23 protein-coding genes and 1 riboswitch are annotated in these 26529 nt (G+C 50.3%); of the genes, 16 read left to right on the top strand and 7 right to left on the bottom strand.

The window, feature by feature from the left end; all coding sequences use genetic code 11:
* Positions 1 to 4: 4 nt before the first annotated feature.
* Positions 5 to 436, top strand: coding sequence for a Fur family transcriptional regulator (locus GA520_RS22405; RefSeq protein ID WP_163335652.1), 432 nt, complete (start codon positions 5 to 7; stop codon positions 434 to 436).
* A 124-nt stretch (positions 437 to 560) separates the two neighbouring features.
* The gene (locus GA520_RS22400; RefSeq protein ID WP_163335651.1) at positions 561 to 1823 is read left to right on the top strand and encodes a phosphate/phosphite/phosphonate ABC transporter substrate-binding protein; all 1263 of its coding nucleotides are present in this window, start codon (positions 561 to 563) and stop codon (positions 1821 to 1823) included.
* Between the two features lie 37 nt (positions 1824 to 1860).
* Here the strand turns inward: GA520_RS22400 and GA520_RS22395 are convergent, their stop codons facing one another.
* A complete protein-coding gene (locus tag GA520_RS22395; RefSeq protein ID WP_163335650.1) occupies positions 1861 to 2997 on the bottom strand; it encodes a glycerate kinase in 1137 nt (378 codons plus the stop codon).
* 263 nt (positions 2998 to 3260) lie between these two features.
* On the opposite strand from GA520_RS22395, the gene hgcA reads away from it, so the two are divergent.
* From hgcA to GA520_RS22380, 3 genes are read left to right on the top strand one after another with little or no spacing between them, the layout of a single operon-like run.
* Positions 3261 to 4451, top strand: coding sequence for a mercury methylation corrinoid protein HgcA (gene hgcA / locus GA520_RS22390; protein WP_316244670.1), 1191 nt, complete (start codon positions 3261 to 3263; stop codon positions 4449 to 4451).
* A 13-nt stretch (positions 4452 to 4464) separates the two neighbouring features.
* Positions 4465 to 4752 carry a mercury methylation ferredoxin HgcB gene (gene hgcB, locus GA520_RS22385; protein ID WP_163335649.1) on the top strand — a complete coding sequence of 96 codons (288 nt, stop codon included), beginning with the start codon at positions 4465 to 4467 and terminating at the stop codon, positions 4750 to 4752.
* A gap of 49 nt (positions 4753 to 4801) precedes the next feature.
* Positions 4802 to 5746 (top strand): carboxylesterase, encoded by a 945-nt coding sequence (locus GA520_RS22380; protein WP_163335648.1) that lies wholly within the window; start codon positions 4802 to 4804, stop codon positions 5744 to 5746.
* Here GA520_RS22380 and GA520_RS22375 read toward each other — a convergent pair.
* On the bottom strand, positions 5736 to 5915 hold the full coding sequence (locus tag GA520_RS22375) for a hypothetical protein (RefSeq protein WP_163335647.1): 180 nt from the start codon (positions 5913 to 5915) through the stop codon (positions 5736 to 5738). The two genes, GA520_RS22380 and GA520_RS22375, sit on opposite strands and share 11 nt — an antisense overlap.
* 139 nt (positions 5916 to 6054) lie before the next feature.
* On the opposite strand from GA520_RS22375, the gene GA520_RS22370 reads away from it, so the two are divergent.
* From GA520_RS22370 to GA520_RS22355, 4 genes are all read left to right on the top strand, one after another.
* On the top strand, positions 6055 to 6414 hold the full coding sequence (locus tag GA520_RS22370) for a DsrE family protein (protein WP_163335646.1): 360 nt from the start codon (positions 6055 to 6057) through the stop codon (positions 6412 to 6414).
* A gap of 556 nt (positions 6415 to 6970) precedes the next feature.
* A riboswitch (cobalamin riboswitch) is annotated at positions 6971 to 7168 on the top strand.
* A gap of 127 nt (positions 7169 to 7295) precedes the next feature.
* A complete protein-coding gene (locus tag GA520_RS22365; RefSeq protein ID WP_163335645.1) occupies positions 7296 to 7922 on the top strand; it encodes a precorrin-8X methylmutase in 627 nt (208 codons plus the stop codon).
* Positions 7915 to 8637: a precorrin-2 C(20)-methyltransferase gene (gene cobI / locus GA520_RS22360; protein WP_163335644.1), complete on the top strand. Its 723-nt coding sequence runs from the start codon at positions 7915 to 7917 to the stop codon at positions 8635 to 8637. Before GA520_RS22365 ends, cobI begins: the two co-directional genes overlap by 8 nt.
* A 5-nt stretch (positions 8638 to 8642) precedes the next feature.
* Positions 8643 to 9734: a nucleoside recognition protein gene (locus GA520_RS22355; RefSeq protein WP_240910015.1), complete on the top strand. Its 1092-nt coding sequence runs from the start codon at positions 8643 to 8645 to the stop codon at positions 9732 to 9734.
* Between the two features lie 15 nt (positions 9735 to 9749).
* Here the strand turns inward: GA520_RS22355 and GA520_RS22350 are convergent, their stop codons facing one another.
* The 5 genes from GA520_RS22350 to GA520_RS22330 form a co-directional block, all read right to left on the bottom strand.
* Positions 9750 to 9926, bottom strand: coding sequence for an MGMT family protein (locus tag GA520_RS22350; protein ID WP_240910014.1), 177 nt, complete (start codon positions 9924 to 9926; stop codon positions 9750 to 9752).
* A gap of 213 nt (positions 9927 to 10139) precedes the next feature.
* Positions 10140 to 10997, bottom strand: a complete 858-nt coding sequence (locus tag GA520_RS22345) for a DUF4405 domain-containing protein (protein ID WP_163335642.1) — start codon at positions 10995 to 10997, stop codon at positions 10140 to 10142.
* A 347-nt stretch (positions 10998 to 11344) separates the two neighbouring features.
* A complete protein-coding gene (locus GA520_RS22340) occupies positions 11345 to 15211 on the bottom strand; it encodes an MFS transporter (protein ID WP_163335641.1) in 3867 nt (1288 codons plus the stop codon).
* 172 nt (positions 15212 to 15383) lie between these two features.
* Entirely contained in the window at positions 15384 to 16034 is a 651-nt protein-coding gene (locus GA520_RS22335) for a rhomboid family intramembrane serine protease (RefSeq protein WP_163335640.1), read from the bottom strand.
* 18 nt (positions 16035 to 16052) lie between these two features.
* On the bottom strand, positions 16053 to 18092 hold the full coding sequence (locus tag GA520_RS22330; RefSeq protein ID WP_163335639.1) for a VIT domain-containing protein: 2040 nt from the start codon (positions 18090 to 18092) through the stop codon (positions 16053 to 16055).
* A 195-nt stretch (positions 18093 to 18287) separates the two neighbouring features.
* Between GA520_RS22330 and GA520_RS22325 the strand changes: the two genes are divergently transcribed.
* The 7 genes from GA520_RS22325 (at position 18288) to GA520_RS22295 (ending at position 26471) form a co-directional block, all read left to right on the top strand.
* Positions 18288 to 19733 (top strand): sigma-54 dependent transcriptional regulator, encoded by a 1446-nt coding sequence (locus tag GA520_RS22325; RefSeq protein WP_205749173.1) that lies wholly within the window; start codon positions 18288 to 18290, stop codon positions 19731 to 19733.
* Position 19734: 1 nt separating this feature from the next.
* Positions 19735 to 21243: a phosphatidylserine/phosphatidylglycerophosphate/cardiolipin synthase family protein gene (locus GA520_RS22320; RefSeq protein WP_205749172.1), complete on the top strand. Its 1509-nt coding sequence runs from the start codon at positions 19735 to 19737 to the stop codon at positions 21241 to 21243.
* A 299-nt stretch (positions 21244 to 21542) separates the two neighbouring features.
* Complete coding sequence (locus GA520_RS22315) at positions 21543 to 22721, top strand: ABC transporter substrate-binding protein (protein ID WP_163335637.1); 1179 nt, start codon at positions 21543 to 21545, stop codon at positions 22719 to 22721.
* 463 nt (positions 22722 to 23184) lie between these two features.
* The gene (locus tag GA520_RS22310; RefSeq protein WP_163335636.1) at positions 23185 to 24195 is read left to right on the top strand and encodes an ABC transporter substrate-binding protein; all 1011 of its coding nucleotides are present in this window, start codon (positions 23185 to 23187) and stop codon (positions 24193 to 24195) included.
* Positions 24196 to 24217: 22 nt separating this feature from the next.
* Positions 24218 to 24988, top strand: coding sequence for an ABC transporter ATP-binding protein (locus GA520_RS22305; RefSeq protein ID WP_163335635.1), 771 nt, complete (start codon positions 24218 to 24220; stop codon positions 24986 to 24988).
* On the top strand, positions 24978 to 25769 hold the full coding sequence (locus GA520_RS22300) for an ABC transporter permease (protein ID WP_163335634.1): 792 nt from the start codon (positions 24978 to 24980) through the stop codon (positions 25767 to 25769). The genes GA520_RS22305 and GA520_RS22300 overlap by 11 nt, the downstream gene beginning before the upstream one ends.
* Positions 25770 to 25775: 6 nt before the next feature.
* Positions 25776 to 26471 (top strand): class I SAM-dependent methyltransferase, encoded by a 696-nt coding sequence (locus GA520_RS22295; RefSeq protein WP_163335633.1) that lies wholly within the window; start codon positions 25776 to 25778, stop codon positions 26469 to 26471.
* Positions 26472 to 26529 lie beyond the last annotated feature (58 nt).

Here is a 26529-nt window from a genome sequence, read left to right as displayed (position 1 = left end):
CGTTATGTGTGACCAGTGTGATTATAGCAAATTGTTAGATGATGTTGGGTTGGATGCTACACCAAACAGGCTGCATGTTCTGGAGGTGATCGGCTCAAATAATTACCCGCTCACGGCGGCTGAGGTTTTTGCGACCATTGACCGAAGCCATTCGATTAACAGGGTGACAGTATACCGGATTCTCGATCTTCTGGTGGAGAAGAAGATACTTGAGCAGATCAGCAGCGGTGGTCGAGCCGCCCATTTCGGCTTAGCTCCGAATGAACACCATATGCCACATCCACACTTCTACTGTACCAATTGCGGGATGATGGAGTGTTTGAGCCCGGACAGCCTGGCCGTTCGTTCAGGAAATTTTTTGAAGTATTTTTCCGGCACAGTGAGCAGGATTGAGGTCCGGGTGGAAGGACTCTGTAGAAGCTGTGTAAAGCAATAAGATAATTTTACTGTGTCAGGGATGGGGTGTTTCTTTTCTGGCATTGCAGTAAAGAAAATTTGAAGAGAGAGTCCCCTCTCACTATAATTACCCTACGACGATAAAAATTTGACGAAGGATACGTTTGATACCCAGGAAGCTACTACATATTTATCTCTTTTTCTCTATTATTACTGCAGCCTTGACCGTTTACGCGGGGGCAGCTGGCGAGAAGATTGTTCGCATAGGGGTGCTGGCTTTCAGGACCCCGGAAAAGACGATGGAACGGTGGCGACCTACTGCCGACAGTTTGACCCTGGCGATTCCCGGTTATAAATTTGTTATTCTTCCCATGAAGTATCCGGAGATAAACCCGGCGGTTGAGAATAAAACTATCGATTTTGTGTTGACCAACACCGGGCACTATGTGGAACTGGAGGCCAATCAGGGCATTGCCCGCATGGTGACACTTGTTAAATCTATTGATGGGCTGACGACCAAAAAGTTCGGAGGGGTTCTGTTTACCCGGGCGGATCGGGATGATATTAATACGATCGAGGACCTGAAGAACAAAAACTTCCTTGCTGTCACGAGGAGTTCTCTCGGGGGATTCCTGGTCGCCTGGGAGGAATTTCTGAAGCACGATCTGGACCCGTTTGCTGATTTTGGCAGTCTGACCTTTAACGGATTACCCCAGGATGATATCGTTTTCAAGGTGCTGAATAAGGAGGCGGATGCGGGAACCGTTCGCACCAGTGTGCTTGAACAGATGGAGCAGGAAGGGCAGATCAGGCTGGCGGATTTCAAGATCATCAATCCTTTATCAACAAGAGGCTTCCCCTATATTCATTCAACGGCACTCTATCCTGAATGGCCGTTTTCCAGCCTCTCTCACGTGGACGATGAGTTGGTGGAGAAAGTGACGGTAGCCCTGCTGAGTTTGAAAAAAGATAATCCGGCAGCGATTGCCGGGAATTACGACCGTTGGGTTCCGCCGCTCGATTACCAGTCGGTGCATACCCTCTTTACAGCATTGAATATCGGACCGTACGAGAAGTTCAACACCATTACTGTAAAAGATATCCTCGATCAATATCTGCTGGAGACTTCGATCATCCTGGGTTTTTTGTTATTGATCATGCTTTTTGTGGTGAAAATAGTTCATCTCAACCGGTCACTGAAAACTGCCTTATCGGAAGTGAGGACCCTGCAGGGGATGATACCTATTTGTTCATCATGTAAAAAGATCAGGGATGACCAGGGTGACTGGAACAAAATCGAATCCTATGTCAGTAAACATGCTGATGCCCGGTTCAGTCACGGCTATTGCCCTGCCTGTTACCAGAAGGAACTGGAAAAGATGAAGCAGTGGGCGGACGAGAACGCCGAATCAGAAGAAACCTCTTAGCCAGACCATCTCTATTTGCCTGATATCCGACACGCCCCTAGTATGTTCTGGCAAGATAAGTCCGTATCACCTGCTCAGCTGTTTTTTCTACCAGCTCCGCCCCATTATCCATCGCCTCCTGCAGGGACAGTGGCCCTGAGCAGATTGAAAACACGGAGATAATGCCGGTTTCATAGAGCTCATGGATCTTTTCGCCGATACTTCCGCAGATGGCAATGCAGGGGATTCCATAACGGTTGGCCAGCCGTGCCACTCCGGCTGGCGCTTTATCGAACCTGGTTTGAAAATCAATCTGGCCTTCACCGGTAATAACCAGGTCTGCTCCCTGGATTTTCTTTTCCAGTTCAACGAGATCAAGCACCAGGTCGATGCCTTTCTCAAGACGGGCTGACAAAAAACAATGCAGACCTGCACCCAGTCCCCCTGCGGCACCTGCTCCCGGTACATCCCGAATATCCATGCCCATTTCTCGTTTAATGACGTCGGCCAGGTTTGAAAGTCCTTCATCAAGTTCCAGTACCTGTTCTGCAGATGCCCCTTTTTGAGGGGAATAAACATGGGATGCACCGTTTTCCCCGGTCAGGGGGTTGGTAACGTCGCAGACACCGTCGAATACAACTTGTGCCAACCGTTGGTCGATATCGCTGGTATCTATGGAAACGATGTGTTGAAGCGATTTGCCAATCGGAGGGAGTGCATTACCAGCTTCGTCCAGGAATCGGTATCCAAGTGAGGTAGCCATGCCGATCCCCCCGTCGCAGGTAGCACTGCCGCCTAAGCCGACAATGATCCTCTGCGCTCCCTTATCGAGTGCTGCCAGTATCAGTTCCCCGGTCCCGAAGGTGGTGGTAAGGGTCGGGTCCCTCTTCGCTTCAGGTAAAATGGCCAGGCCGCTTGCACTGGCCATTTCGATGACCGCGACCCTGTTCTCCCTGACCCAGCCAAAAGAGGAGGTGATCTCCTGCATGTCCGGACCTTTAACGGTGACATCACATACCTCACCACCCAGGGCGTCTGTGGCAATTTCCAGGAGTCCGTCGCCTCCGTCCGCCACCGGCACTTGTATAACTTCGCAATCAGGGAAGCCTCGCAGTACCCCCCTGCTGATGGCCTCGGCGGCTTCATGTGCGGACAAGCTTCCTTTAAATGCATTTGGGGCAGCGACGATACGCATAGTATTACTTCCTCTTTCCTTTCAAGTTTTTCTGGCTCATTAACAAATGCCCTCATTTTACAAGTACACTGGCATTGATTATATTCCGGGCCAAGAACAGTCGCACGCCTTTTATCAATCGGGGCTGTCCTATGGGTGGGAGCGGTGTAAGTTTTTAAGGTAGAAGCCTTTACGAGGTTGCGTTTCCGCTCATAGCTTCCTACATTATGGACATCTATATAGAGTCAAAGACGTACAAGTTTCAAGAGACCAGGCAGGTAATTATGAACATCCAGCAGAACGTTGACCATTCATCATCGCTTCAACCGTTGTCCTCACTCACTCCGGACTGTGACGGAACAAACAAACAGGCTTCGGGTGAGGCACCTTGTTGAGGCCCGAAGCAGGAACCCCGGGCGGGGCTCCATGAGAAGGCTGGCTATTCTATCGATGCCTATGTAGAGGATTTTATATCCACTCCGGTGGGGCCGGTCCCCCGGGTTGCGACATCGCCGACCGCCCGGGACTGGTGGGGACGGGTTCTCACAAGAATCGGAGTTACCAGAAATAACTATCGCATTAATCCGGGCCTTTATGCGGTCGGGAGTCCCGGTCCCCTGTCTCCGGTGTTGGTAACGGCCAATTATAAACTTTCTTTTGATGCTCTGCGGTTTGAACTGTCCGGGGTCAGTGCCTGGATACTGGTTGCGGATACCAGGGGCATAAACGTCTGGTGTGCAGCTGGCAAGGGAACATTTTCCACTGATGAAATGGTTTCCCTGGTGAAGTGGGCCCGGCTTGACCAGGTCATAACACACGATACCCTGATTGTGCCGCAACTTGGTGCTGTTGGGGTTTCCGCTCCCCGGGTGAAAAAGGAGTGCGGCTTCCGGGTTCGGTTTGGTCCGGTCAGGGCCCGGGATATCCCAGCATTCCTGGGCGGAGACGATGTTGCAACGGAATCTATGCGGTCCGTGACCTTTACACTTGGTGAACGGGCGGAACTTATTCCCGTTGAAGTGTACCTGCAACTGAAGACAATAGCCGTGACATTGGGAGTTGGTTTCCTGCTAGCCGGTCTGGGCCCGCATTTTTTTGCCATCGATGTGACCTGGCATCGAACAGTACAGCTCTTCTGGTCGACCCTGTTCGGTATCTTTTGTGGTTCCGCTCTTGTGCCGCTATTGTTACCCTGGATTCCCGGTCGTCAGTTCTGGATAAAAGGACTTTGGCCACCACTTATGCTCGGAGTCATAATCCTCGTCTCAGGGGGGTGGATTTTTTCGCTTAATCATGCAGCTCTCCTCCTCTGGTCTGTGGTTATAAGTTCATATCAGGCCATGAATTTTACCGGATGCACCCCTTTCACTTCGCCATCGGGTGTAGAGTTTGAGATGCGCAGGGGGATTCCAGTACAAGGGGTTGGTGGTGGCCTGGCGATTCTGCTCTGGCTGGTTTCACCCTTTATAGGGTAGAGGGTTTGTAACTATGATAAATTTCAGATACATTGATAATACAGCGACCTTGAAGCTTGATGTAGGACGTTGTATCGGTTGCGGAAACTGCCTGACCGTGTGTCCCCATCGAATATTTGAGCTGGTCGACAAGAAAGCAGTTATTCAAGATCTTGATGCTTGTATGGAGTGCGGTGCCTGCTCGGTAAATTGTCCTGTGGAGGCGATCAGTGTCAAACCGGGAGTGGGTTGCGCCGAGGCCTATATAAACTTGTGGGTTGAGCGACTGACGGGACGCAAGGGGGGAGGTTCCTGCTGTTGAACCCGCCCCGTTCCCCTTGGAAATGCAGGAAAATTATGGAGAGTTTATCGTGTTGACAGGTTTCCTGCTTGTTTCATGTGTACTGGTTGTCTTGTTTTTCTTCGGGCCGAGGGTGAAAATCGATACTGTAATCAGACCGATGGAGTTGCCTGTCGACCTTGATAGGTATCTTGCAGAATCGGAAGCACGTTTCAGCGATATTCGGGTCGGAGCGGAAAAAACAATTATCTGGGCCGGGGAAAAAGGGGAAAAAACAGCTCTGTCGGTTGTGTACCTGCACGGTTTTGCCGCGTGTCGGCAGGAAGCGGCCCCCTTAGCCGAGATTGTGGCCCAGGAGCTTGGCGCGAACCTTTTCTATACCCGTTTTACCGGCCACGGGCGCAGTAGCGAGGCGATGGTGGATGGTTCGGTCAACAACTGGTTGAACGATGCCTGGGAGGCGGTGGAGATCGGTCGTAAAATCGGTGAGCAAGTCGTGGTGATTGGCCTCTCTACAGGCGGTACGATGGCTACGTGGCTGGCAACAGAAAGTATTGCCGAGCATGTGTGTGCATTCATCCTGCTATCCCCTAATCTCAGTCTGGTCGATCGGAGAACAGAGCTTCTCACGCTGCCATGGGGCAGGCAGATTGCTGAACTTGTAATGGGGCCTGAATATAGCTGGGAGCCGCATAACGAAGAATATGAAAAATTCTGGACCAACCGTTTCCCGACCCAGGCCTTACTGCCCTTGCAGGGCATGGTGCGTATCGCTCGCTCGTTGGATTTGGGGACAATCCGCACGCCGCTCCTGGTTATTTACTCACCTGCGGATGAGGTCGTCTGCCCGGTGACCATTGAGAAGAGATTTGGCAGTATCGGCTCAGAGAAAAAAAAGCTGATCCCCTATTATGAGTCGGGTTCCCCCAGCCATCATGTCCTGGCCGGTGACATCCTTGCGCCGGGCTCAACGCGGCCGATAGCGGATATGATTGTTGATTTTATTAAGAACTGAACAGCTCCTGTGAACGTTCTTCCCTCAACCCTGTAGTATCCGGGGTAGCTGAGGATGGAAACCATTTCGAATGGTCGATGACCTGATAATCCAACCCCTCGATGTAATTATCTTTGTTCTGGCAGGTGTATGATGCATCCGGGTGACTGTCGCAACGTGTTATTTTCATTGGTCAAAGCTGGTCAATAGGATATCCTGTGACTGGTGCCAGGATTTACATTCTGACATCTGGGGGAAAGATACACGAGTGTTGTTTTCTGTGCCGATGACGCGGCATTTTCATAAATTCAATCAACTGGAGGAAAACGATGACTGATAATGTGGTAATTACCGTTTCCTGTGGGACCGATAACCCGAACAGGGCAACAAGGGCTATCCATTTGGCAACTGTAGCGCATAAAGAAGGGAAAAACGTTACCCTTTTTCTTCTTGATGAAGCGGTCTACCTGGCCAAGGAAGGGTTGATCGATAATCTCAAGGCTGCTACAGGTGATGTGGCCGACGACCTTATGACCTACCTGCAGGCACATGGGGTGGACATCCTGGCATGCACCCCATGTGCTAAAAGCCGGCGGATATCCGAAGAGGACTTAATCGATGGAGCACGAATGGGTACGGCAGTTGAGCTTATCCAGCGTTCCTGTGAGGCGGTGGTGATCAGTCTGTAGATACGTAACTCTGGATAACAGCAGGTCCATCGTATCCACGGTATCCGCGTAAGCTGTACAAGGTATGAGCCAGGTGATGACTATAAAAAGTAGACATTGAATTACAGAGTGTTTTTTGGGCTCTGGCATTACTTCCTCCCTGGGGGGATGTAACAGTAATATTCAGTTGTGTTGTGCGGTATATGGGCGGCCGTTCAGATAAACCCATGCCGGAGTGATAGAATTTTGTGCAGGCATAACGTAATAATATCCTGCTCTATCTTTGCGTGAAAGAGGCGTAATGTCAAGCTGGGTGAGGTAGAGGCACTATTCTGCGTTATTGTCATCCCTGCTGCTGTTTGACATTGCTCCTGCCCAAAATGTGATTCATTCTATCGAAATTGATGGTACCTGCCTAAGACTGGATGTGTAGGTTCCATTGTTTTCAGACAGGGGCGTCTAAACCCTTTGGGCCGGTATTGTTTCCATATTCCTTGATTTTGCTGTGTTTTTAGGAGGCTGTGCAAGACGTATCGATCATAATGGCAGGATTGACAGCGGCTATCATTTGTGTAACTATGGGAATCATTCTCCAGGTTCCACTGATGTGGATGAAAAGGGAACCCGGTGCGATTCCGGGACGGACCCGCCGCTGTAATCCTGCTCTATTTATTTTGGAGAACCCTTTCAATATCTTGCGCCACTGCTGATGAAGCGGGAAGGCCGTTAAAGGGGTCGGAAAGTCAGAAGACCTGTCTGGAGGTATACTGAATGCAAGGATCCCCGTGGATAAGGGATGTTTGTGTCGATACGTGGAATTACAGGGAATCCCCGGATCATTGTATGTGGTCCGGGGATTTTTCATGGTATCGATTCTTCCTGATAGTCGAAAATGGTGAATTATGCAGCCCCATGAGATTGAGCGTTTGAGCTTTGAGATAATTGATGCGGAGGCGGGAGATCACGATTTTCCTGCCGACCAATGGCCAGTGGTACGACGGATGATTCATACCTCTGCCGATTTTGATTATATTCATTCCGTCCGTTTTTCAGAAAATGCCCATACGATAGGTGTCGAGGCCCTGAAAGCTGGAAAGAATGTGGTGGTCGATACCAATATGGTGAAATCCGGCATCAGGAGAAAGCTGGTTGAGGGATTTGGGGGTCGTGTCGAATGCCTGATGACCGAGCCACGGGTTGCAGAGATTGCAGAAGAGAGGGGGACAACACGGGCAAAAGCCGCGGTGGACGCGGCACTGGACGTTATGGACGGTGGTATCTATGTGGTGGGCAATGCCCCGACAGCACTGCTCAGGTTGCTGGAGTTGATGGATCAGGGCAAAGCAAGACCGGCCCTTGTCGTCGGATTACCGGTTGGCTTTGTTAAGGCGGCCGAATCAAAAGAGCTACTCTGTTCGTCCCCTTATTCCTATATTTCAAATGTAGGTCGAAAAGGTGGTTCCAACATCGCGGCAAGCGTGGTTAATGCATTGATAGTTCTGGCCACGGGGCGTGAGGCTTATGAATAATAGCGGCACATTATATGGGATTGGGGTGGGCCCCGGGGATCCCGACCTGATCACCGTTAAGGCGGTGAAAATACTCGGCCAAGTGGATGCAATTTTTACCGCTTCCGCCACCACAAATGACTTCAGCCTGGCGCTTGACATTGCCAGACCTCATTTGCCTGATAATCTTGAAGTGCACCATCTGTCTTTTCCCATGACAAAGGATGAGGTTGTCACTGATAGGGCCTGGAGGAAAAACGCCGACACCATTGCCGGGGAGGTGTCAAAGGGGAAAGATGTTGCCTTTCTTACCTTGGGAGATCCGCTTACCTACTCGACCTTCGGGTATATCTTGCAGAAAATGCAGGAATTCCATCCCGGGATAGCTGTTGAGACCATTCCGGGTATCACCTCGTACCAGGCGGCAGCTGCGCGGATCAACAGGCCGCTTGTTGAGGCGGAGGAATCCCTTTTGCTTACCTCTGGTGCTTTTGGCGGTGCTCATGTGCGAAAGGTTGGTGATACTGTGGAGAATGTGGTCCTTCTCAAGGCGTATAAAAATGTACCCGATATTATCGAGGCCCTGGATGATGCCGACATGCTTGAGAATAGTGTGGCTGTTTCAAAATGCGGCAGGGAAGACGAGTCGATTACAAGGGAAATAAGACTCCTGGCAGAGAGAGAGCCTGATTACTGGACCCTCGTCATTGCTAAAAAAGAGAAGTTGGATACATAAGCACCGTGGTAAAAGATTCAGCCTCCGCAAAAAAAATGACTCCCGGTCGCTACGGAAAAAAACGTCGGCGACCGTATCGCGCCTTGTTTTTTTCCCTGACAATCACCGTGTTGCTGTTGCTTTACGCCCTGGTGGCCGTTGACGGGATGGATCAGGAAAATGTCGTGTCTTCCTTACTGTTTCCTCTTGGGCGACTGCTGCTGTTCATTTTTCTTGGTTTGATTTTTGGCCAGATCATCGAGTCGACCGGGTGGACGAAAAAGCTCGCCGTTGTTGCCGGACCTATGTTCCGTTATGGCAACCTGGGGATGCGCTGCAGCGCCGCTTTTACCGCGGCCTTTGTTTCCGGTGTTGCTTCCAACGCCATGCTGCTCGGTTACTATAAAGACGAGCTGATAAGTCGCCGACAGCTCTACCTGGCAAACTTCATTAACCAGTTACCCGCCTACTTTCTCCATCTGCCTACTACTTTTTTTATTGTTGTGCCCCTGACGGGACGGGCTGGACTTGTCTATTTCGGACTCACCCTGGCGGCAACCCTGTTGAGAACCCTGTTGTTTGTACTTTACGGCCATTTTGTGCTTCCCCGTGATGTCGCTATTTCCGGGGTGGAAGATTTGGGTGGAAGAGAAGGAAAAGCCAGGCTATCCGTTGTAAAATCAATACGGAAGAAGATCCCGGGCCGCATCACTACGATTGTTGTCTGGGTCCTGCCTATTTACACTATTGTTTTTCTGCTCAATCAGCTGGGTATTTTTACCAAGGCAAACCTTTTTCTGAATAATTATTTTGTGACCGGGTTTGTGCCGATCGAAGCCCTGTCTGTGGTCATTTTGAGCTTTGCGGCGGAATTTACTTCTGGTTTTGCGGCGGCCGGGGCCATGCTTGACGCGGGTGTCATCACTGTCAAGCAGACGGTGATTGCGCTTATTGTCGGCAATATCATGGCCTTCCCTCTTCGGGCTCTGCGTCACCAGCTGCCCCGTTATATCGGTATATTCTCTCCCAGGATGGGTACGCAGATACTACTGCTGGGCCAGGGCTTCCGGATTGTCAGCCTGGCTGTGGTGACGGTCTTCTACTATTATTTTTGTTAGCAGAGGAGACAGGCCTTACCCATCCTGTTCCTCTTGCAGCAGCCTTTTTTTTCTCTCAAGACCCCATCTGTAGCCGCTCAGTTTTCCGGTTTTCGAGATAACCCTATGGCAGGGTATAGCTACCGCAAGCTTGTTGTCGACCACGGCCTGCCATCTGCTTTTATCACTTTTGAATGAGGTGATATGTGTCATTGATTTCCTCATCGTCTGCAGAAGATAAAGCGTATTGTGGTGATGTTAATTGTCACCACTCTTCCATGTTTTTTTCTCTTATGGATACACTATACAGGCTGGCGAAAAGTGAAATACTCTGATTCTTGCGGTGTAATTCGAAAAAAAAACCCCTGGAACCTGTAACGGTTGCAGGGGGGAAAGAGCTGGTGCAGTATCCTGAGATGGCTGGAATTATTTCTTGGCTCCTGACACAATCTCAACCATCATTTCATATACTTCAAGCGGGCTGGCGCCGTTTGCCTCGGCGACTTGTTTGAGAGTCTGGTCCGGTTCAGCCTGTACTTCCATTTGAGCGAGTCCGTGCAGGATCTGCTCGAGATTGAGGTCATATTCCGTACAGATATCGCCAACCTTACGTTTTCCCCAGCCGGATTTCGGGGCATTCAGGAAGGCTGTGGCTCCTTCAGTGGCACCTTCAAGCTCAGGTTGCTGGGAAGCGGGTTTGATGACGAGGTAAACCTGTTGAGGCGATTTGTTGTTTTGTTTGGCTATTTCCTTAATCGTCTGCTTTTCATCGGTAAAACTCATGTTGGCAGCTTTAAGCAATTCCATGCTTTTTTTCAGATCAAGCCCTTCCTTTTTGGTAAACATCTTGAGTGAAGAGGTTTCTGCATGACCGTAAGGAGGCTCTCCGTATTTTTTGGAGGCGTCTAACTTAAAACCATCGGAGATATTGAGAATTGTGCTCATCGGCGGGATGTGCATATAGGTGCCGACTACAAAAATAACGGTGAGTGCCAAGGCAACATTAAAGGCTCCGGTGAACACCTTTACCTCTCGCGCCTTGTTCTTCATGTAGGCAACAATTGGATTCCAGTTGTAGTAGATGTGCAGGATACCGGCAAAAGCAAACAGGAAGCCGACAGTGGTGTGCTGTTCGCCCCAGTCTGTTTTGGAGAGTCCCATAAATGTCCAGTCGGCCCAATAGGCGACCCTGCCTTCTGGCACGACATACAGAACCACCGAGTTAATGACCAGGACGACCAATGACAGCAGTAATGTCATTGAAGTTATTTTTCTCATGTTCATAATTTCCCCTCATAGATGTTGGAATAATGGTGTAGTAACGTATCTCGACAAAGATTATCAATAAACATACCAGGAGCGTTAGTAAATAATTAAATAATTATTTTCAGTCTAATAGCCTATTATTGCAAGGAAAAATAAATTAACCTGGTAAATAGGTGACAAAGTGTGGAAGGGGGGAGCGAACGGGATATGGGTACTTTTTACCCAGTGAAGGAAGCTGCCCTGCATACATAATATGCAGGGCAGCTTGAGAGGGGCATTTGCGACTCCGGACTTCCTTGTTCATTGGCGAGTCCTGCCTGCCCATTTACACCGATTGGGCGCAGAAAAAGACGAATTTGAAAGCGTTATGCAGCCAAGCTCTCCTTCAATTGCCTGTAATCGGTCTTGCCCGTTCCCAGTATCGGGATTGCGTCCACCTGAATCATCCGGCGAATGCTATGAAGGCCTGAAAGGCCGGCCTTTTTCAGGGTTTCGTTAGCAGTACTGCGGGCAAGTGATCTGGTTGTAAAGAGCACGATTTCCGGATGGCTCTCATCCTGAGTAGCCTCAACGGCCAGGGGAATGGTCCCGTCATTTTGCAGGTTGAGTTCTGTCAGTAGGACGTTCTCGATGGCGGGCAGAGAAATCATCTCGCCACCGATTTTGATAAATCGTTTCTTCCTGCCGCAAAAGACAAGGTGGTCGTCATCTTCCTGTCTCACGTAATCTCCGGTATTGTACCAGTTTGCATTTTCAAATGGACAAAATCCTTTTTCCGGAATGCTGTTCAGGTAGCCGTCAAAAATATTAGGCCCGCGAACAAGCAGTAACCCTTGTTTCCCTTTTTGTACCCTGGCGGTTAGCTTTTCGTTGACGATTGCATACTCAATGGACGGCAAGACCTTGCCGATTGTTCCGGGGCGTGAGTTGCCGGGTACGTTGATTGAAACCAGTGGTGAGCATTCTGTGATACCGTACCCTTCACACAATTCTGCCTTGGGGTTGATTTTTTGCAAACTATTCCGGACCTGTTCCGAACACTTCTCCGCCCCGGTGAAAACCGTTTGCAGGCTGTGCAATTGATCCTCACCTGCAGCCCGGAGGATACCGTTTAGAAAGGTTGGGGTTGAGATCAGCATGGTCGTCTTGTACCTCTCTATGATGTCTGCCAGCTGAGCAGGTTCCGTTGGGTTGGGATAAAATACGGTTTTAAGGCCCATGCAAAGCGGCATGATGATGGTTCCGGCAAGCCCCAGGGAATGAAATGGTGGCAAGATGCCCAGGAGCCTGTTGTCTCCGGAAATGTCGAGCAGGTGAGAAAAGTCCCGTAAATTTGAAATTATGTTGGCATGGCTTAATGGTACCGGTTTGGGTTTTGATTCCGAGCCGCTGGTAAAGAGGATAGCGGCCGTTTCCGGGATGTGTATCGTTTCAAGTTGTGAGATACAGAAATAAGACTTGAACAGGGCCACTATCTTGTCCCATTTGGTTATGTTTGGTATGAGCGTATCAAGATGCAGCCAACGTACCGGCAGGCTGGTTAATTCCACATCCTGCTGGTCTTCAATTTTCGAACAGAGCCGGCTTGCTGAGATAATGGCCGTGACACCGGTATCCTCAATACCATAACGCATATTTGCTATACCCGCTGTCCAGTTGAAGAGGACAGGGGTCTTGCCGCTGAAGAGAGTTGCCAGGTAGACAATGGCACTTGTTGTGGAGGCAGGCAGCATGATGCCGACCCGTTTGCCTTCTATTTTCTCAATATGAGGTTTGAGGGCAAATATAGAGGTGAGCAGCTGACGGTATGATTTCGTACCAGTAAGAGTGTCTGCCATAATAGGACTGGTCGGTGCCTTGCGGGCCTGTCTGAGGAACGCCTCTGTGACAGTTGTACTGTCTCCCATGGTGAGGGGTGTATCGCTTGGTTCAAACCATTTTTTCGGGATCTTTTGCTGAGTCGCTTTTTCTTTTTTGCTGCAGAATGTACCTGTTGCGGCAAGCAGGCAGTCGTTAACTGTTTCCACTGCTTCAAGGTCGGGGATGGATACCCCGTATTCTTTTTCAAGCCACCCCCCCAGTTCCATGATCGTTAATGAGTCAAGACCCAGATCCCCGGCCAGGCTGTGGTGTGGTTGCGCTTTGGCACCGGCCATCTCGGTAATTCGGTCGATGACCTCGTTTTTCAGGGTCGGGGGAATGTCAGGAGTGCTGATTGAGAGAACTGTTCTCTCAGGTTCCGGCAGGACTGAGGGTTTTCTGCCCTGCCACCAGTAGTAGGGCACATGAGTGTTGGGTTGTGAAGTCTCGTTGTACCAGGATTCAAGATGTCTGTTGATGACTTTTCGGTTGTCCATAGCCGGTACATTCACGTCCTCATGAAAATCAATTTTGACAGTTCGTCTGGGCCCGAAAAAGACTCCGTTTGCCAGCAGGCTGGTGAGGTAGAGCCTGATACGTGCAAAGGCCGTGGGCGTGGTGCCCTTGGCAAAACCAAAACTGCTGCCCCAGAGACCGGTAGTGCGAACCATGACAACCCGCAGACCGGAGACACGCTTGACAATATGTTCAACGCCTGAGTTGGAGCCAAGGTCTTCCTTGTTGCTGCGGTACAGTCTGCCCGCTGGATAAAACAGGATGTTATCGCCTTTCTGTAATTGCTCCACGATCTCATCTATAGCGGCGTAGACCCTCTGTTTGGCCGATTTACCGCTCTTTTTCACATCGGGGATGGTGATCGGGCGGACCGGTGCTGTCAGGGTGCGAATAATCGGATGGCTGATCTGGTCAATATTGGAGAGTGGTCGTGGAGAAAAAGGACCTATGAGTCGGGACATAACGATAACGGGATCGATCAGAGCCGGATGGTTGGGGAGAAAGAGGATCTTTTCATTTCCCTTCCGGACGATTTCTTCAAGGCCGTTTATCTCAACTCTATATCTCAGTGACAGGATTCTCCTGAGCAGCCATCCCAGAAGAGGGCCACTGCTGTTTTGTTGCGAGAGTATCAGTCGTAATACCAGGGTGAAAAGAATGGTGCCCCCGCCCAGGTATGCCATAAAGGTGGAAGGCTGAATATACGGTTCTATTACATTGTAAAGAAGTCCTGAAAGCAGGATGGCGCAGAAGGAACTGAAGCCGGCAGCAGCGATGACCTTGCCCTTATCTTTCTTATCCGGTCGGACCTGCAGGATCGAGGTGATGGGGATGAGGAACAGGCCTCCTCCGATCCCTCCGCTGAACAGGGTTATCGCCAGCCAGCCGGTTTGCATGGTAGCTCCGATGAGGGGGGCACAGCCGACGAGTAACAGGGAGGCTCCCATGATGCCGCCGGAAAGGACAAGGTGGCTGGACCACTTTTCAATCGCAACAAGCTTAGCGGCTAAAAAGGAACCGGCGCAGATGCCGACCATAAGAGTCACAGGCAGCAGGCTGGTGGTGGATTGGGATAGGTTAAATTGCTGCAGACCCAGTGCGTTGATAACCAGGACGGTGGTGGAGGCGACAAAATAGAACCAGGTGTCCGCCACAATTGCCAGCAGCAGCTGGCGGTCGCGGGAAATCTCAGCAAGATCCTTGAGGGAGTGAAGTGGGCCAAGCCAGGGGAACGGTTTTCCTTTACTTTTGACAGATGAATGTTTGATGCCAAAACTTGCTATAAAACCGAGGGAGGCAACAAGGACTGTAACGGCAGCCACCAGTGTTGTCCCTGAGGGCATGGATGAGAAATTGAATCGGGCCTGATCCAGACAGAGGCCAGCGGTGGCTATGCCAGCCAGTATGGCAAGCGTAGTCACCAGTTTCAGCACGGCATTCATTTTAGGTACCGATTCTGCTGGGTACATCTCGGGGATGGAGCCGTTAAGCGCCGGTCCGAAAAAGGTAGATTGAAAACCCATGAGAAAAACCATGCCGAGAATACATGGCCAGCTTCCCAGCAGCAGTCCTGCACCTCCAACGACCATGGCCCCGATTTCCAGAGCCTTTGAGAGAACAATCATTTGCTTCTTGGAAAACCTGTCGGCACACCACCCTCCTGGAGCGGCAAACAGGATAAAAGGCAGGGAAAAGAGCACAGCTGCCCAGCCCTGAAGGTGGTTCAGGCCAGCGGCTACGGCAAGCAACATGGCCGCCTGCTTGAAATAATTGTCATTGAATACACCCAGGCAGTAGGTTGTTGCCATGGATGCGAATGTTTTCTTGCTTGTTGTTTTGCGGGTGGTCCTGTTCATTCTGCTTCTCCTTTGTGGGTTTGTTGTAAAACTTGGAGTAGTAATTACAGGAACTGTGCCAGATATGTTTAATTGTATAACTCTATGTAATAACTGTGTTAGAGCGTATATTATGAGCTGTTTCTGAAATAGCCTTGCGGTGTCTGTGCATAAAATGTATGGACTGTGAGCTCTAGATGTATAGGCGGGTGAAGGTGCGTTGAGCCTGAATGAGGATCCCTGTGAGCAGGCCACCGAATACGCCGCCCAGGTGGGCGTGGACAATGGGGATGCCGCCAAGGTATCCTGCGTGACTGTCTGCAAAGAGAATCTGGCCGGAGTACACTTCACATAATGATTTACCAAGACTCACCAGGCAGAACAACAGCCCCAGCCAACGTTCGGAACTCCATCCTGATTGTTGACCTCTGTCTGTTGGGAACAACCATAACCAGCCGACCAGGAACATGAAGCCGTGAGCAATGCCGGAGAGGCCGCAATAGCCGGTTGTGGCAATCTGTGGTGATTGGGCGATGGAATAGAGCAGGCTGGTGATTCCGCAGATCGGTACGGCGGCAATTTTTTGCCAGATAGCTGCCCTGGCGGCACGGTAAAGCAGGATCATGCAGAGTCCATCAAGCAGCAGGTGGTACCAGCTGGCGTGAACGAGAGGGTGGGTGAGCAGCCGATACCATTCGCCGGTGAGAACGTTGTCAGTGTAATAGAGGAAGGTGGAGGGGGCAACGCCCCGCAGCAGGTGCATGTTGCAGACTGCTGCGAGGAGCGCGATGGTTGTGTACAGCAGATGAGTCGGCTGTATCTTTTTTCTGATTGATTGCAACATTTTCTTCTGTTTTCCTGGCTATTTCTTTTCCCGGCGTCGCGCGAGAAATAGTCCTCCGGCGATAACGATGAGCATAACCGGTCCGGCAGGTCCCACCCCGATTCCCGGGGAGCTGTTTCCCTTGAACATCGAGTTTTCGGGGGTGGAATCGACGCGGTAATTCTTGACTGGCTGTTGTGCTCTCTGTTGTTGGGCAGTTCTTTCCCTGGCGATACGGTCACGGTTTCGTCGCTCGATGTTGAGACCTTCAAACTCCGCCTCGCTCAGTACGATCATGGAGGTGTAATCGGTGACCAGGCTATATTCTGTTCCCAGATTGATTATCTGCTCTTTTCGATCTCTGTTTTCTCCGTTGGTGTCAATTTCATCAACTATTTCCTGGATGGATGCAAGGGCCCATAGTCGCTCAATTTCAGGATTTTCGGTGTTGCTGTCAGGAAGGACGGTTGATGTTCTCCACTGTTTGTTTTCGCCTGAAATTTTCGCTTTGAAGGTGACCTCGAGCTGTTCCGGTTGGGTGTACCTGCCGAACATGACCAGCTGGTCACCCCGATAGAGAGAACCGATATCAGTGGGGGTCACCTGTTTGATGCCACCACCTTTGAAGGAGACTTCCGCATCGTGGAGAGCCTGGAAGAACATCTTGTTTTTAGCCTGGAGGATGCGGCCGTAGATGTCATCCCTGGTGGAAATATCCATGGCGAACCCGCCGGATGCTTTGGTGATTTTGTCAAGTAGCGGGGTGTTAGCGCTGTTGCCTATAATAAAGGTGAATAACCTCAGGTCTCGCTGGTTGACGAGCTGCAGGAATTCTTGGTGGGTGGTTGCGCCGATGTTGGCGACACCGTCTGTAACCAGCACGACAGCGGTGGTTCTTTCCCTGTCACTTCTGCTCAGTCCTTTTGATAAGCCGGCTTCAAGATTCGTGCCGCCGCCTGCCTGAATGGTCTTGATCCTGGCGATGACTTCATTCACGTTATCGGGTGTTGCCTCAATAAAACCGTTGGTGAAATCTGTTGCGCTGTTGTTAAAAGTAATGATCCGGAACCTGTCGGCGGGATGCATCTTGGTTATCGCCTTGGCCACTCCGTTTGCCAGGGTCTCTATTTTCTGACCAGACATGGAACCTGAGGTGTCCAGGACAAATACCCAGTCGGTTCCTTCGGTGATCTCGGTAAGTGAGGCGCCGGGAGTGATGACGAGCATGAAGGTGCCCGATTGTGCACCTTCCTCTTTGTAGGGGATCAGCTCAACCCTGGCAGGAACGGTGTCATCCAGCCGGTAGTATATGACAACATCTTCGGAGAGTGTTGCGCCTTCCCGATTTTCCAGCTGAGCAGTGAATAGATTGGTCGTACCCTGTACGTCGTCTCCCTGGCCCTGCTGGATCTGTGCCTGCTGCATATATCCCGGCATCCGCACATCCTTAATCGGTTGGGCTGACTTGAGGGTCAGGTTGAAGCTGAATTTTTCCTGCACCGAGGAGTCAACGGACCAGAAGGCTATTCTTTCATCGTCAACGCCTCCCTCGGCAAGTGGATAAACATACCGACCGACGTTGAGGTCTATCTCCAGGGGTTGGTAATAGACCAGGCGTACGCGGGTGTCGTCCTGTGCTTTTACGGGAGAGACAGAAATAGTAAATGTCTTGTATTCATCTTTCTCAGTGAGGGCCGTACTGTTTCCCTTGGCTTGCTGGTCTTCGTATACCTGTTTTGCCTGTTTCTTTTCCAGCACCTCGCCTGTTACCTCGACTCCATTTATCCAGAGACTGAGCTCTGAAAGGCTTGCCTGTCTGGGCAGGGGAAAGGTGTATACGGCTTCTAGGTCACTGGCTCCGGAATTGGTGAAAACCTGGTCAACCTCAGTCCTGGCAAAACCGTTATTGATGGTCACGTTGACATCATGACTTTTGATCGAAATATCAGAATTCTGACCGTTTTTAGGTTTGAGGAGCCCTGCTGCCTGGGTGGATTTGCCGAAAAGGGTCAGGATCAGCAGGACAGCGAGTGCCGTAACAATGCCTGTGAAAAGTGAACATCTGTTGTTTGAATTCATTTTTATCTCCTTTGTTGATGATGGACAGCTTTCAGGATCTGTATCGCATGAAGTGTGCCAGACGTGTGAGTGTCGTTTAACTACCTGAAAATAAGTTATAAAATATTGGATAAGAAGAAGGGTCTAACAAGGAGACATGTTTCCTTGACATTCAGTGTATGGTCTCTGTACATTAAATGTATTGGAGGTGAATGGATGGAATCGACAGAGAGAGAGTTTTTTCGGACAATCCGTGAGGCGATCTTCTCCAACCCGTTCGGGGAGCGACGGATAGCACTGGACCGTATGGCAGCGGGTATGACGAAAGGTGCATCGGTGGAGGAGCTGCTGGCCCGCCTTGTTGAAAAAGTGGGGGGAATGGTCGCTGGCGTGGAGTCAAGACCGTCGCAGCCCCTTTCCTCGGAAGAAGTTGAACTGCTCAACTATGGAAAATTGTTCCATACCTTCCACCTGTTCTGTGATGATTATGATGCACATATTCAGGAGCAGGTGAAAAAAGGTGACGAGTGTATCCCTATAACGTTTGGGCGGGATATATTGAGCCGTCTTGATGAACAGGGATTCGGGGCGGAGGATTCAAAGAGGTACCTGGCGCTCTTTTTCCAAATGCGCCGGGCATTCTATTTCATCCGCATGATCGCCGGAGAGAGTAAATGTGTGATGGATCTCCGGCGAGCCCTGTGGAACAACGTGTTTACAGGCGATATCCTGTTATATGACCGCTACCTGCAGGGACGGATGGAGGATTTTTCCACCATGATCCTGGGGGAGACAGGGACCGGGAAGGGTATGGCCGCCGGGGCTATCGGGCGTTCCGGTTTTATCCCTTATAATGCGAGAAAGAACCGTTTCACCGAGAGTTTCGCCAAGGCGTTCATCTCAATCAATCTCTCACAGTATCCCGACCAGTTGATCGAATCTGAGTTATTCGGTCATAAAAAAGGTGCTTTTACCGGAGCTGTGGAGGCACATCTGGGTGTTTTTTCACGATGCAGTCCCTGCGGGGCAATTTTTCTCGATGAAATAGGTGATGTGGAGGTGCCGATACAGATCAAGCTGTTGCAGGTCTTACAGGCCCGTTTTTTCTCTCCTGTGGGAAGTCACAGGCGGGAAAAATTTCAGGGGCGGGTCATAGCCGCGACCAACAAGGACCTGAATAAGCTGAGGGAGGAAGGGGCCTTCCGCGATGACTTCTATTATCGTCTCTGTTCCGATCTCATCGAAATTCCACCGCTTAGGACACGGATAGGCCAGAACCCGGAAGAGTTGCGTGTTTTGCTGGGTGTGGTGCTGCAAAGGATTGTCGGCGGGCATGCCGGTGAACTGGTGGATCCGATTCATGAACAGATAGTACTTCAACAACCGGAAAACTACGGATGGCCCGGCAATATAAGGGAGCTTGAACAATGTGTCCGGAGAATGCTGCTCAGTAAGAAGTATGACTGGAAGCAGACCGGTGTCGACAACAGTAACGAGTTGGTGCGGGCTGTCAATGAAGGGAGATATACCGCCAGTCAACTGCTGTCCAGGTATTGCAGGTTACTGTATGAGCAAAATGGGACGTATGAGGGCGTTGCCCGAATTATGGATCTGGATAGAAGAACGGTGAAGAAATATGTGCAGTCGGCAGAAGAGTTGTGATATGGGGCGTGAAAAGCCTGTGGGAGAGTGGCTGGTAATTGTCGTGTTACTTGTGATGTGCGTGAGCGGATCAGTGATGGCCGGAGAACTGAAACAGGATAAATTTCCTTTTATTGAAACACTACAGGAGATGTTTGAGGATAATCCGGGGAAAAGTGGTGTCTACGTCCTGGAAAAGGGTGAAGAGTCGTTGCTTGCTCGGGGATGGATGGCGGAGCAGGCCGAAAAAACCATTGAGGTGCAGTACTTTATCTGGTCCACAGACAATATAGGCATTCTGGCCGCAGAGGCACTGTTGCTGGCGGCAGAACGTGGCGTGAAGGTACGGGTTATTGTCGATGACCTGCTGATCGATGCCCCGGATGAAACCATGCTGGGGTTGGCCGCGCATCCGAACATCCATGTCAGGATATATAATCCGAAACATTCCGTAGGTGTCTCTTTATGGCAGCGTCTGGTTAATCTTGTCCGGGAGTTTCGTTCGGCAAACCAGCGTATGCATGACAAGACTTTTGTGGTTGATGGTATTGCCGCTGTCACCGGCGGTCGCAATATGGCGGATGAGTATTTCGATTATAACCATACCTATAACTTTCGGGATCGGGATGTTTTGGTGCTGGGCCCTGCGGCAGCCGAGGTGAAGGCGAGTTTCGAAAGGTTCTGGCAATGGGAACTAACGGTTAATGTGGAGGAGTTGCTCGAGGACGAGGGAAAGGATTCGGATCGAAAAGACTGGACCGGTTTCTATGAGGATCTTCACCGGTATGCGCAGAACCCCGAAAACTATGAACGGGAAGTGGCAGAGTCCCTCCAGATGATTCCAAGGTTTTTCCCGGGGTTGAGAAAATCCCTGGTATGGGACGATGTAGAGTTTATTTCGGATATGCCGGGTAAAAACTCCTCAGAAGGTTTAGGCGGAGGTGGCAAAGCCTCCAGAAGGCTGGTTGAAATCCTTGCCTCGGCTTCTAAAAAGGTGACCATACAGTCTCCGTACCTTGTTGTCCCGGAGGGTGGGATCGACCTGTTTCATGAACTGGAGCAAAAGGGCGTGCAGGTCCGGGTTAATACCAACTCACTGGCATCCACCGATAACCTTCAGGCATTCAGCGGATACAGTAAACAGCGGGAGGCAATTATCGGGGCCGGTGTTGAGATTTTTGAATACCGCCCGACGCCGCAGATCCAGAAAGAGTTGATAGAGAGGTATGAGCGAATCGCCGAGGAGTTGCCTGTTTTTGCCATACATGCCAAGACCATGGTTGTAGACAGCGAATACCTTTTTATCGGTACCTTCAATTTTGATCCGCGTTCTCTCAACCTCAATACCGAGGTGGGGGTGTTGATCCACAATCGACAACTTGCAGCCCAGGTGGAACAGTCGATTGAGCGGGATATGGCTGCGGAAAACAGTTGGAATGCGGAACATGACGATCCCGATCAGTTTGCCCCGTGGCTCAAAAGGTTTAAGGTTTTTTTCTGGAAATTGCTGCCTCTTGAACCCATTTTGTAAAGAGTAACTCACCTGACGTTCAGCAGCTGGCGTGGCAGTGCAATCTTTCATCTAACCGAGGATGGGACCGGACATTTTTTATCCTTGTTTTTTAAAAAAAGAGTTTTGAAAAAGAATCAGCGTCTTGGTCTGGCAAATGAACCAATATGTAAGTTAGGTGAAAAATGTTCCTTGTTTTAGTGAGCTAAACTATATAGAGTGTGGCGATTTTATCTCAAATAATAATGAAGTATAACCGTTTGGATGCCTTGGCAAAAAGACATACGGTTCTATTGACAACAACCAACTTGGAGCTGCTCATGAAGAGAAGTACAAAAATGCCGTTTTGGAGTGGAGGTGTTATATTTGCTATTTTGTTGTTATCTGGAACAATTTGCGCGGCAGATGTTGTTAAAATTGGTCTTAATCTTGCCCTGAGCGGGGGGCGGGAAGCATCAGGGCTGGCGATCAAGGCCGGTGCAGAGATGGTGAGGGATGAAATCAATGGCGCTGGCGGAATTACTATAGGTGACAAGAAATATACCATTGAATACGTCATTACAGATAACCGGTCTAATGTCCAGCAGGGTGTCAATAATGCCCTTAAACTGATAACCAAGGATAATGTCCTTGCGATCCTCGGTCCCAGTGACAGTTCAAGAGCCATTCCGGCCGGTGGTATTGCCGATGCTTTTAAAACCCCGATGGTTTCACCCATGTCCACCAACCCGAAGACGACCCTGAACCGGCCGTTTGTGTTCCGGACCTGTTTTCTCGACCCATTCCAGGGAGAGGCGATGGCAACTTTTGTTACAGAAGAGCTGGGTGTGGATAAGGCAGCTGTGCTCTTCAATATTGCAGATGCCTACCCGAAAGGACTTGCTGAGTACTTCAAGGCTTCTTTCGAAAAGAAGAACGGGGAGGGTTCGGTGGTTGCCTATGAGGATTTTCTCACCAATGAAGTCGATCTGTCTGCGCATCTCAAACGAATTGTCGCCTCCGGCGCTGAAGTCCTCTTTGTACCGCAATATGATAATGAGATCCCCAGAATCGTCAAACAGGCCAAGGCAGCCGGTTGGAATAAGGTTATCCTCGGTGGGGATGCATGGGAAACCAGTGGCTTGATGGAGCAATGCGGCGATATGTGCAAAGGGTTCTACTTTACCTCCCATTTTGCAGCCATTGGCGCCAAAGGGAAGGCTGAAGCGTTCGTTGGCCGATATCAGCAGAAGATGAATGCCCTGCCGACCGGTGACGGGGCAACGGGTTATGATGCAATGAGCCTGATTGTAACAGCAATATCCTCTCTCGATAGCCTCAGTTCCAATATGACCAAGGCCCGGTCAGATGTGAAGGATAAGATGGCTTCCGTTCGCGGCTTTGAAGGTGTTTCCGGGGTGCTTGATATGACCACCGGCGGCGACCCTGCGAAAAGTGCTGTTGTTATCCGTATTAACGATGCGGGGGAGTTCGAATCCCATAAAATAATCAATCCCTGATCGTCCGGCTGCCGAATGCGCCCCCGAGAGAACAACTTCGGGGGCACATTCTGTTATTTTCTATGGGGTCAGGTCTAGAAAAAATGTCTGTTGAGAAGGCTAGCGAGAATCAGTAAACAGAATATTACTGGTTTTCGTTTTTTCTTTCATTCTGTGGCCGAGGTGTATTATGCTGAACTCCCAGATAATTAGGGAAAACATGGATGTTGGCATACCAGATTTTAATCCGGTTGTATAACCAGTTCCCATCCTAAAACTGCCCTTTTGGTTCATATCTTCGTTATGCTCAAAATTTTATCCTCCGGTAAGTGAGGAACGAGATTCCGAGATATCAATTATATGGCTGTGGTACAATTTTTCACATGCCTCGATCTGGACCAGATAAGCGTAGACTTCGAAACACCTCGTTTTAGGATGGAAACTAACTACCTGAAAAAGAACCCATAGTGTCGGGAGGCTGAAAATGAAACGAGTATTATCCTGTCTGGTTGTTCCGTGTATGGTTGTACTCCTTGCTGCAACGGGCGTATTGGCAAAGGAAAAGGTTACCGTGGCCGCACTTACCTTTGTCTCGTCATCACCATTGTTTATCGCCTATGAAAAGGGATATTTTGCAGAGCAGGGGCTTGATGTGGAATTCAAGTTTTTCCGGGCGGCCCAGCCTGTGGCCGTGGCTATCGCCTCGCGGGATGCGGATTTCGGTGTAACGGCCTTTACCGCCGGGTTTTATAATCTGGCGGCTAAAGGGGCGCTCAAGGTGATCGGGGCCCAGCTTCATGAGGTAAAAGGGTACCCGGGATCTGCCATCCTGGCCTCTAACAAGGCATATGAGGCCGGTCTGACTTCGGTGGACAAATTATCAGGACACAGCTTTGCTATGTCGCAGGTCGGATCATCCTTTCATTATATGATTGGCAGGGTTGCCGAGGGTGCAGGATTCGAGCTTGATTCGATGACCTTGAAACCACTCCAGTCTGTGGGGAATATGATTGCTGCTCTCAAATCAGGGCAGGTTGATTCCATGATTATTGTCCCGCATATCGCAAAACCCCTCAGCAAGGGTGGAGGGGCAAAGATCATCGGCTGGGTAGCCGATTACGCTCCTTATCAGGTTGGCGGGCTGTTTACGTCAACCGGTAATGTCACTGAAAAGCGTGAGGTGGTCAAGAAGTTTGTGGCTGCCTACCAGAAAGGTATCGCTGACTACCGGGCGGCACTGATTGATGGAGATACCAATCAGCAGGAAATCCTGACGATGATTCACAAATACGTTTATAAGGACCAGGAAGCAGCAAAGGCGCTGCCGAAGATTAAAAACGGGGCGATGTACATCGAAAAAGACGGACGACTGGATGTAGCTGATGTGTACAAGCAAGTTGCCTGGTATCAGGAGCGCGGTTTGGTGGATAGTTCAGCTGATCCAGGAGCCATTGTAGATAACAGCTTTATCGAACCACTGACAATGCCGGAATAATAGAGGGTAACGATAATTCTCCATGGAACTGGAACTTTCGAATATTACCCATCGCTATGGAGATGTCACAGCGATCGAGGGAGTTGATCTGACCGTTCGGGAGCGGGAGGTTGTCGCTCTTATCGGGCCTTCCGGCTGCGGGAAGTCAACTTTGCTCTCTATTGCGGGGGGACTTCTGGCACCGAGTGAGGGGGCGGTCTATCAGCAAGGGGATGTCCCGGAGGGTTGCCTGAATCCGCTCACCTATGTGTTCCAGGATTTTGCCTTGCTCCCATGGAGGAGTGTCGAGGGAAATATCAGGCTGGTACTTGCCGATCATAAACTACCCACTCGGGAGAGGGAAGAGCGGATAACACAGGTTCTGGAGCAGACCGGACTTGCTGACTTTCGAGGGGCGTATCCGCGGCAGCTGTCCGGTGGGATGTGCCAGCGTGTCGGGATAGCAAGAGCGTTGGCAGTTAAACCCGCTGTTTTACTCATGGATGAACCCCTGTCCGCTCTCGATGCCCAGACACGAGCCCTTTTGTTGGAGGAATTTGTCGATCTCTTTGCCCGGCTCAGTATTTCATCGCTCTATGTGACGCATAACCTTGATGAAGCGGTGCGTCTGGCGGATCGTGTGGTGGCGCTCAGCAGGAGACCGGGAATGGTCCGTGAAGTCGTAGATATCCCCATACCCGTTGCTGAGCGTAAGGATGGTGACCCGGTTTTGACTGCCTGCCGTGAGCAGCTCTGGCAGTTGATCAGAAACGAGGCGATAGCCGCTGATCAGGAGTTGACAGATGGTTCTTGATAAACAGGTTGTTGCCTATCGCGCCGGAGGATTCAGGCCACGTTTGATTTTCAGTTTCGCCGCTATGAGTTTTGTCGGTATTGTCGTCGCACTTGAGGTTCTGTGCCGAACCGGCGTAATCGGTGCATTGTCCTTTCCTGCCCCCAGTGATATCGGCAGAGCCTTAATGGAACTCTATAGCTCCGGCCAGCTCAAGAACCATCTTGGCGCTTCACTTTCGCGGCTTGCTGTGGGGTGGAGCCTTGGTGTCTCAAGTGGTGTTGTTGTCGGTTTTGCAATTGGTATTACAACGGTTGCGAGATCCATGGGAATTCCGTGGGTTGCTGCAGTTTCTGCTATTCCGAAAATTGCCTTGTTACCGCTTTTCATTATCTGGTTCGGTATCGGGGAAGGTTCCAAATACGCGACCATCGCTTTCGGTACCTTTTTCCCCACCGTGATTAACACCTTTGGAGGGGTGGATAATATCCAGAAAAACCTGGTGCGGATGGGCCAGAGTTTTAACCTGAAGAAATCGACAATTATCCTGAGTATCATTTTGCCAGGTACGCTTCCGTCAATTCTTTCAGCTTTTAGAATATCGTCATCTATTGGGATTATCCTGCTGGTGGCAGCGGAGATGGTCAGTGCCCAATATGGAATCGGTGCTTATATCATCGAGCAACAGAATCTGTTTCAACTTGATCGTCTGATGGCGGGTGTGGTGGTGCTGATGGTCATCGGCTTAACCATACACGGGGCAATAGGCCTTTTGGAAAAGTGGCTGCTGCGCTGGAGGTAGATGATCATGGGATTCAGCCTTGACAATGTGGTGCCCTGGGGGCGCTCGTATGACGAATATGTGGGCATGTTTTCCCTTACGACGGATGATTTAGCGGGGCGAATTCTCGGCTGTGGTGATGGGCCCGCTTCCTTTAACTGTACTTTGAGCAGGCGAGGTGGTTCGGTACTTTCGATTGATCCGTTGTACTCTTTTTCCACCGGTGAAATCCGGCATAGGATAGAGGTGACCTTTCATGAAGTGATGAAGCAGGTGCGCGAAAACCAAGATGAGTTTTTATGGACTTCCATCGGATCACCGGAAGTACTTGCCACCACCCGTATGTCGGCAATGAACGATTTCCTGGCCGATTATGATAAGGGCTGTGACGAAAAGAGGTATGTCCACGGGGAGCTGCCGAGCCTGCCATTTGATGATAACCAGTTCGACTTGGCTCTTTCTTCCCACTTTCTGTTTCTGTACAGTGAACAACTCAACCTGGAATTTCACCTGGCCTCTATAAGGGAGCTATGCCGGGTTGCGGCAGACGTTCGATTGTTTCCGCTGCTGGAGTTAGGGGCAAAACGATCCCGCCATCTCGATATCCTGACGTCCCGCTTGAGGAAAGAGGGCTATGGACTCGAGATTAATAGTGTTGACTATGAGTTCCAACGGGGTGGAAACAAGATGATGAAGATCACATCCAGTCCGTTAAAGCGCTAAAACTTGTACCGGATTTTTTATCTGCTCTGTCTGTTTTTGATATGCCTAACCCGAACTG

Source organism: Desulfopila sp. IMCC35008, assembly GCF_010646885.2.
In the GTDB taxonomy this organism is placed as follows: Bacteria; Desulfobacterota; Desulfobulbia; order Desulfobulbales; family Desulfocapsaceae; genus Desulfopila.
This window is presented reverse-complemented; position numbering and strand designations above follow the sequence as displayed.

Coding starts and splice junctions, on each gene's coding strand:
- GA520_RS22350 (WP_240910014.1), bottom strand. CDS start 9,926: ATGACACATATCACCTCATTCAAAAGTGATAAAAGCAGATGGCAGGCC.
- GA520_RS22330 (WP_163335639.1), bottom strand. CDS start 18,092: ATGAATTCAAACAACAGATGTTCACTTTTCACAGGCATTGTTACGGCA.
- GA520_RS22320 (WP_205749172.1), top strand. CDS start 19,735: ATGGGGCGTGAAAAGCCTGTGGGAGAGTGGCTGGTAATTGTCGTGTTA.
- GA520_RS22340 (WP_163335641.1), bottom strand. CDS start 15,211: ATGAACAGGACCACCCGCAAAACAACAAGCAAGAAAACATTCGCATCC.
- GA520_RS22295 (WP_163335633.1), top strand. CDS start 25,776: ATGGGATTCAGCCTTGACAATGTGGTGCCCTGGGGGCGCTCGTATGAC.
- GA520_RS22315 (WP_163335637.1), top strand. CDS start 21,543: ATGAAGAGAAGTACAAAAATGCCGTTTTGGAGTGGAGGTGTTATATTT.
- GA520_RS22370 (WP_163335646.1), top strand. CDS start 6,055: ATGACTGATAATGTGGTAATTACCGTTTCCTGTGGGACCGATAACCCG.
- GA520_RS22310 (WP_163335636.1), top strand. CDS start 23,185: ATGAAACGAGTATTATCCTGTCTGGTTGTTCCGTGTATGGTTGTACTC.
- GA520_RS22300 (WP_163335634.1), top strand. CDS start 24,978: ATGGTTCTTGATAAACAGGTTGTTGCCTATCGCGCCGGAGGATTCAGG.
- GA520_RS22335 (WP_163335640.1), bottom strand. CDS start 16,034: ATGTTGCAATCAATCAGAAAAAAGATACAGCCGACTCATCTGCTGTAC.
- GA520_RS22365 (WP_163335645.1), top strand. CDS start 7,296: ATGCAGCCCCATGAGATTGAGCGTTTGAGCTTTGAGATAATTGATGCG.
- GA520_RS22395 (WP_163335650.1), bottom strand. CDS start 2,997: ATGCGTATCGTCGCTGCCCCAAATGCATTTAAAGGAAGCTTGTCCGCA.
- GA520_RS22375 (WP_163335647.1), bottom strand. CDS start 5,915: ATGAAAATAACACGTTGCGACAGTCACCCGGATGCATCATACACCTGC.
- hgcB (WP_163335649.1), top strand. CDS start 4,465: ATGATAAATTTCAGATACATTGATAATACAGCGACCTTGAAGCTTGAT.
- GA520_RS22325 (WP_205749173.1), top strand. CDS start 18,288: ATGGAATCGACAGAGAGAGAGTTTTTTCGGACAATCCGTGAGGCGATC.
- GA520_RS22345 (WP_163335642.1), bottom strand. CDS start 10,997: ATGAACATGAGAAAAATAACTTCAATGACATTACTGCTGTCATTGGTC.
- cobI (WP_163335644.1), top strand. CDS start 7,915: ATGAATAATAGCGGCACATTATATGGGATTGGGGTGGGCCCCGGGGAT.
- GA520_RS22405 (WP_163335652.1), top strand. CDS start 5: ATGTGTGACCAGTGTGATTATAGCAAATTGTTAGATGATGTTGGGTTG.
- GA520_RS22305 (WP_163335635.1), top strand. CDS start 24,218: ATGGAACTGGAACTTTCGAATATTACCCATCGCTATGGAGATGTCACA.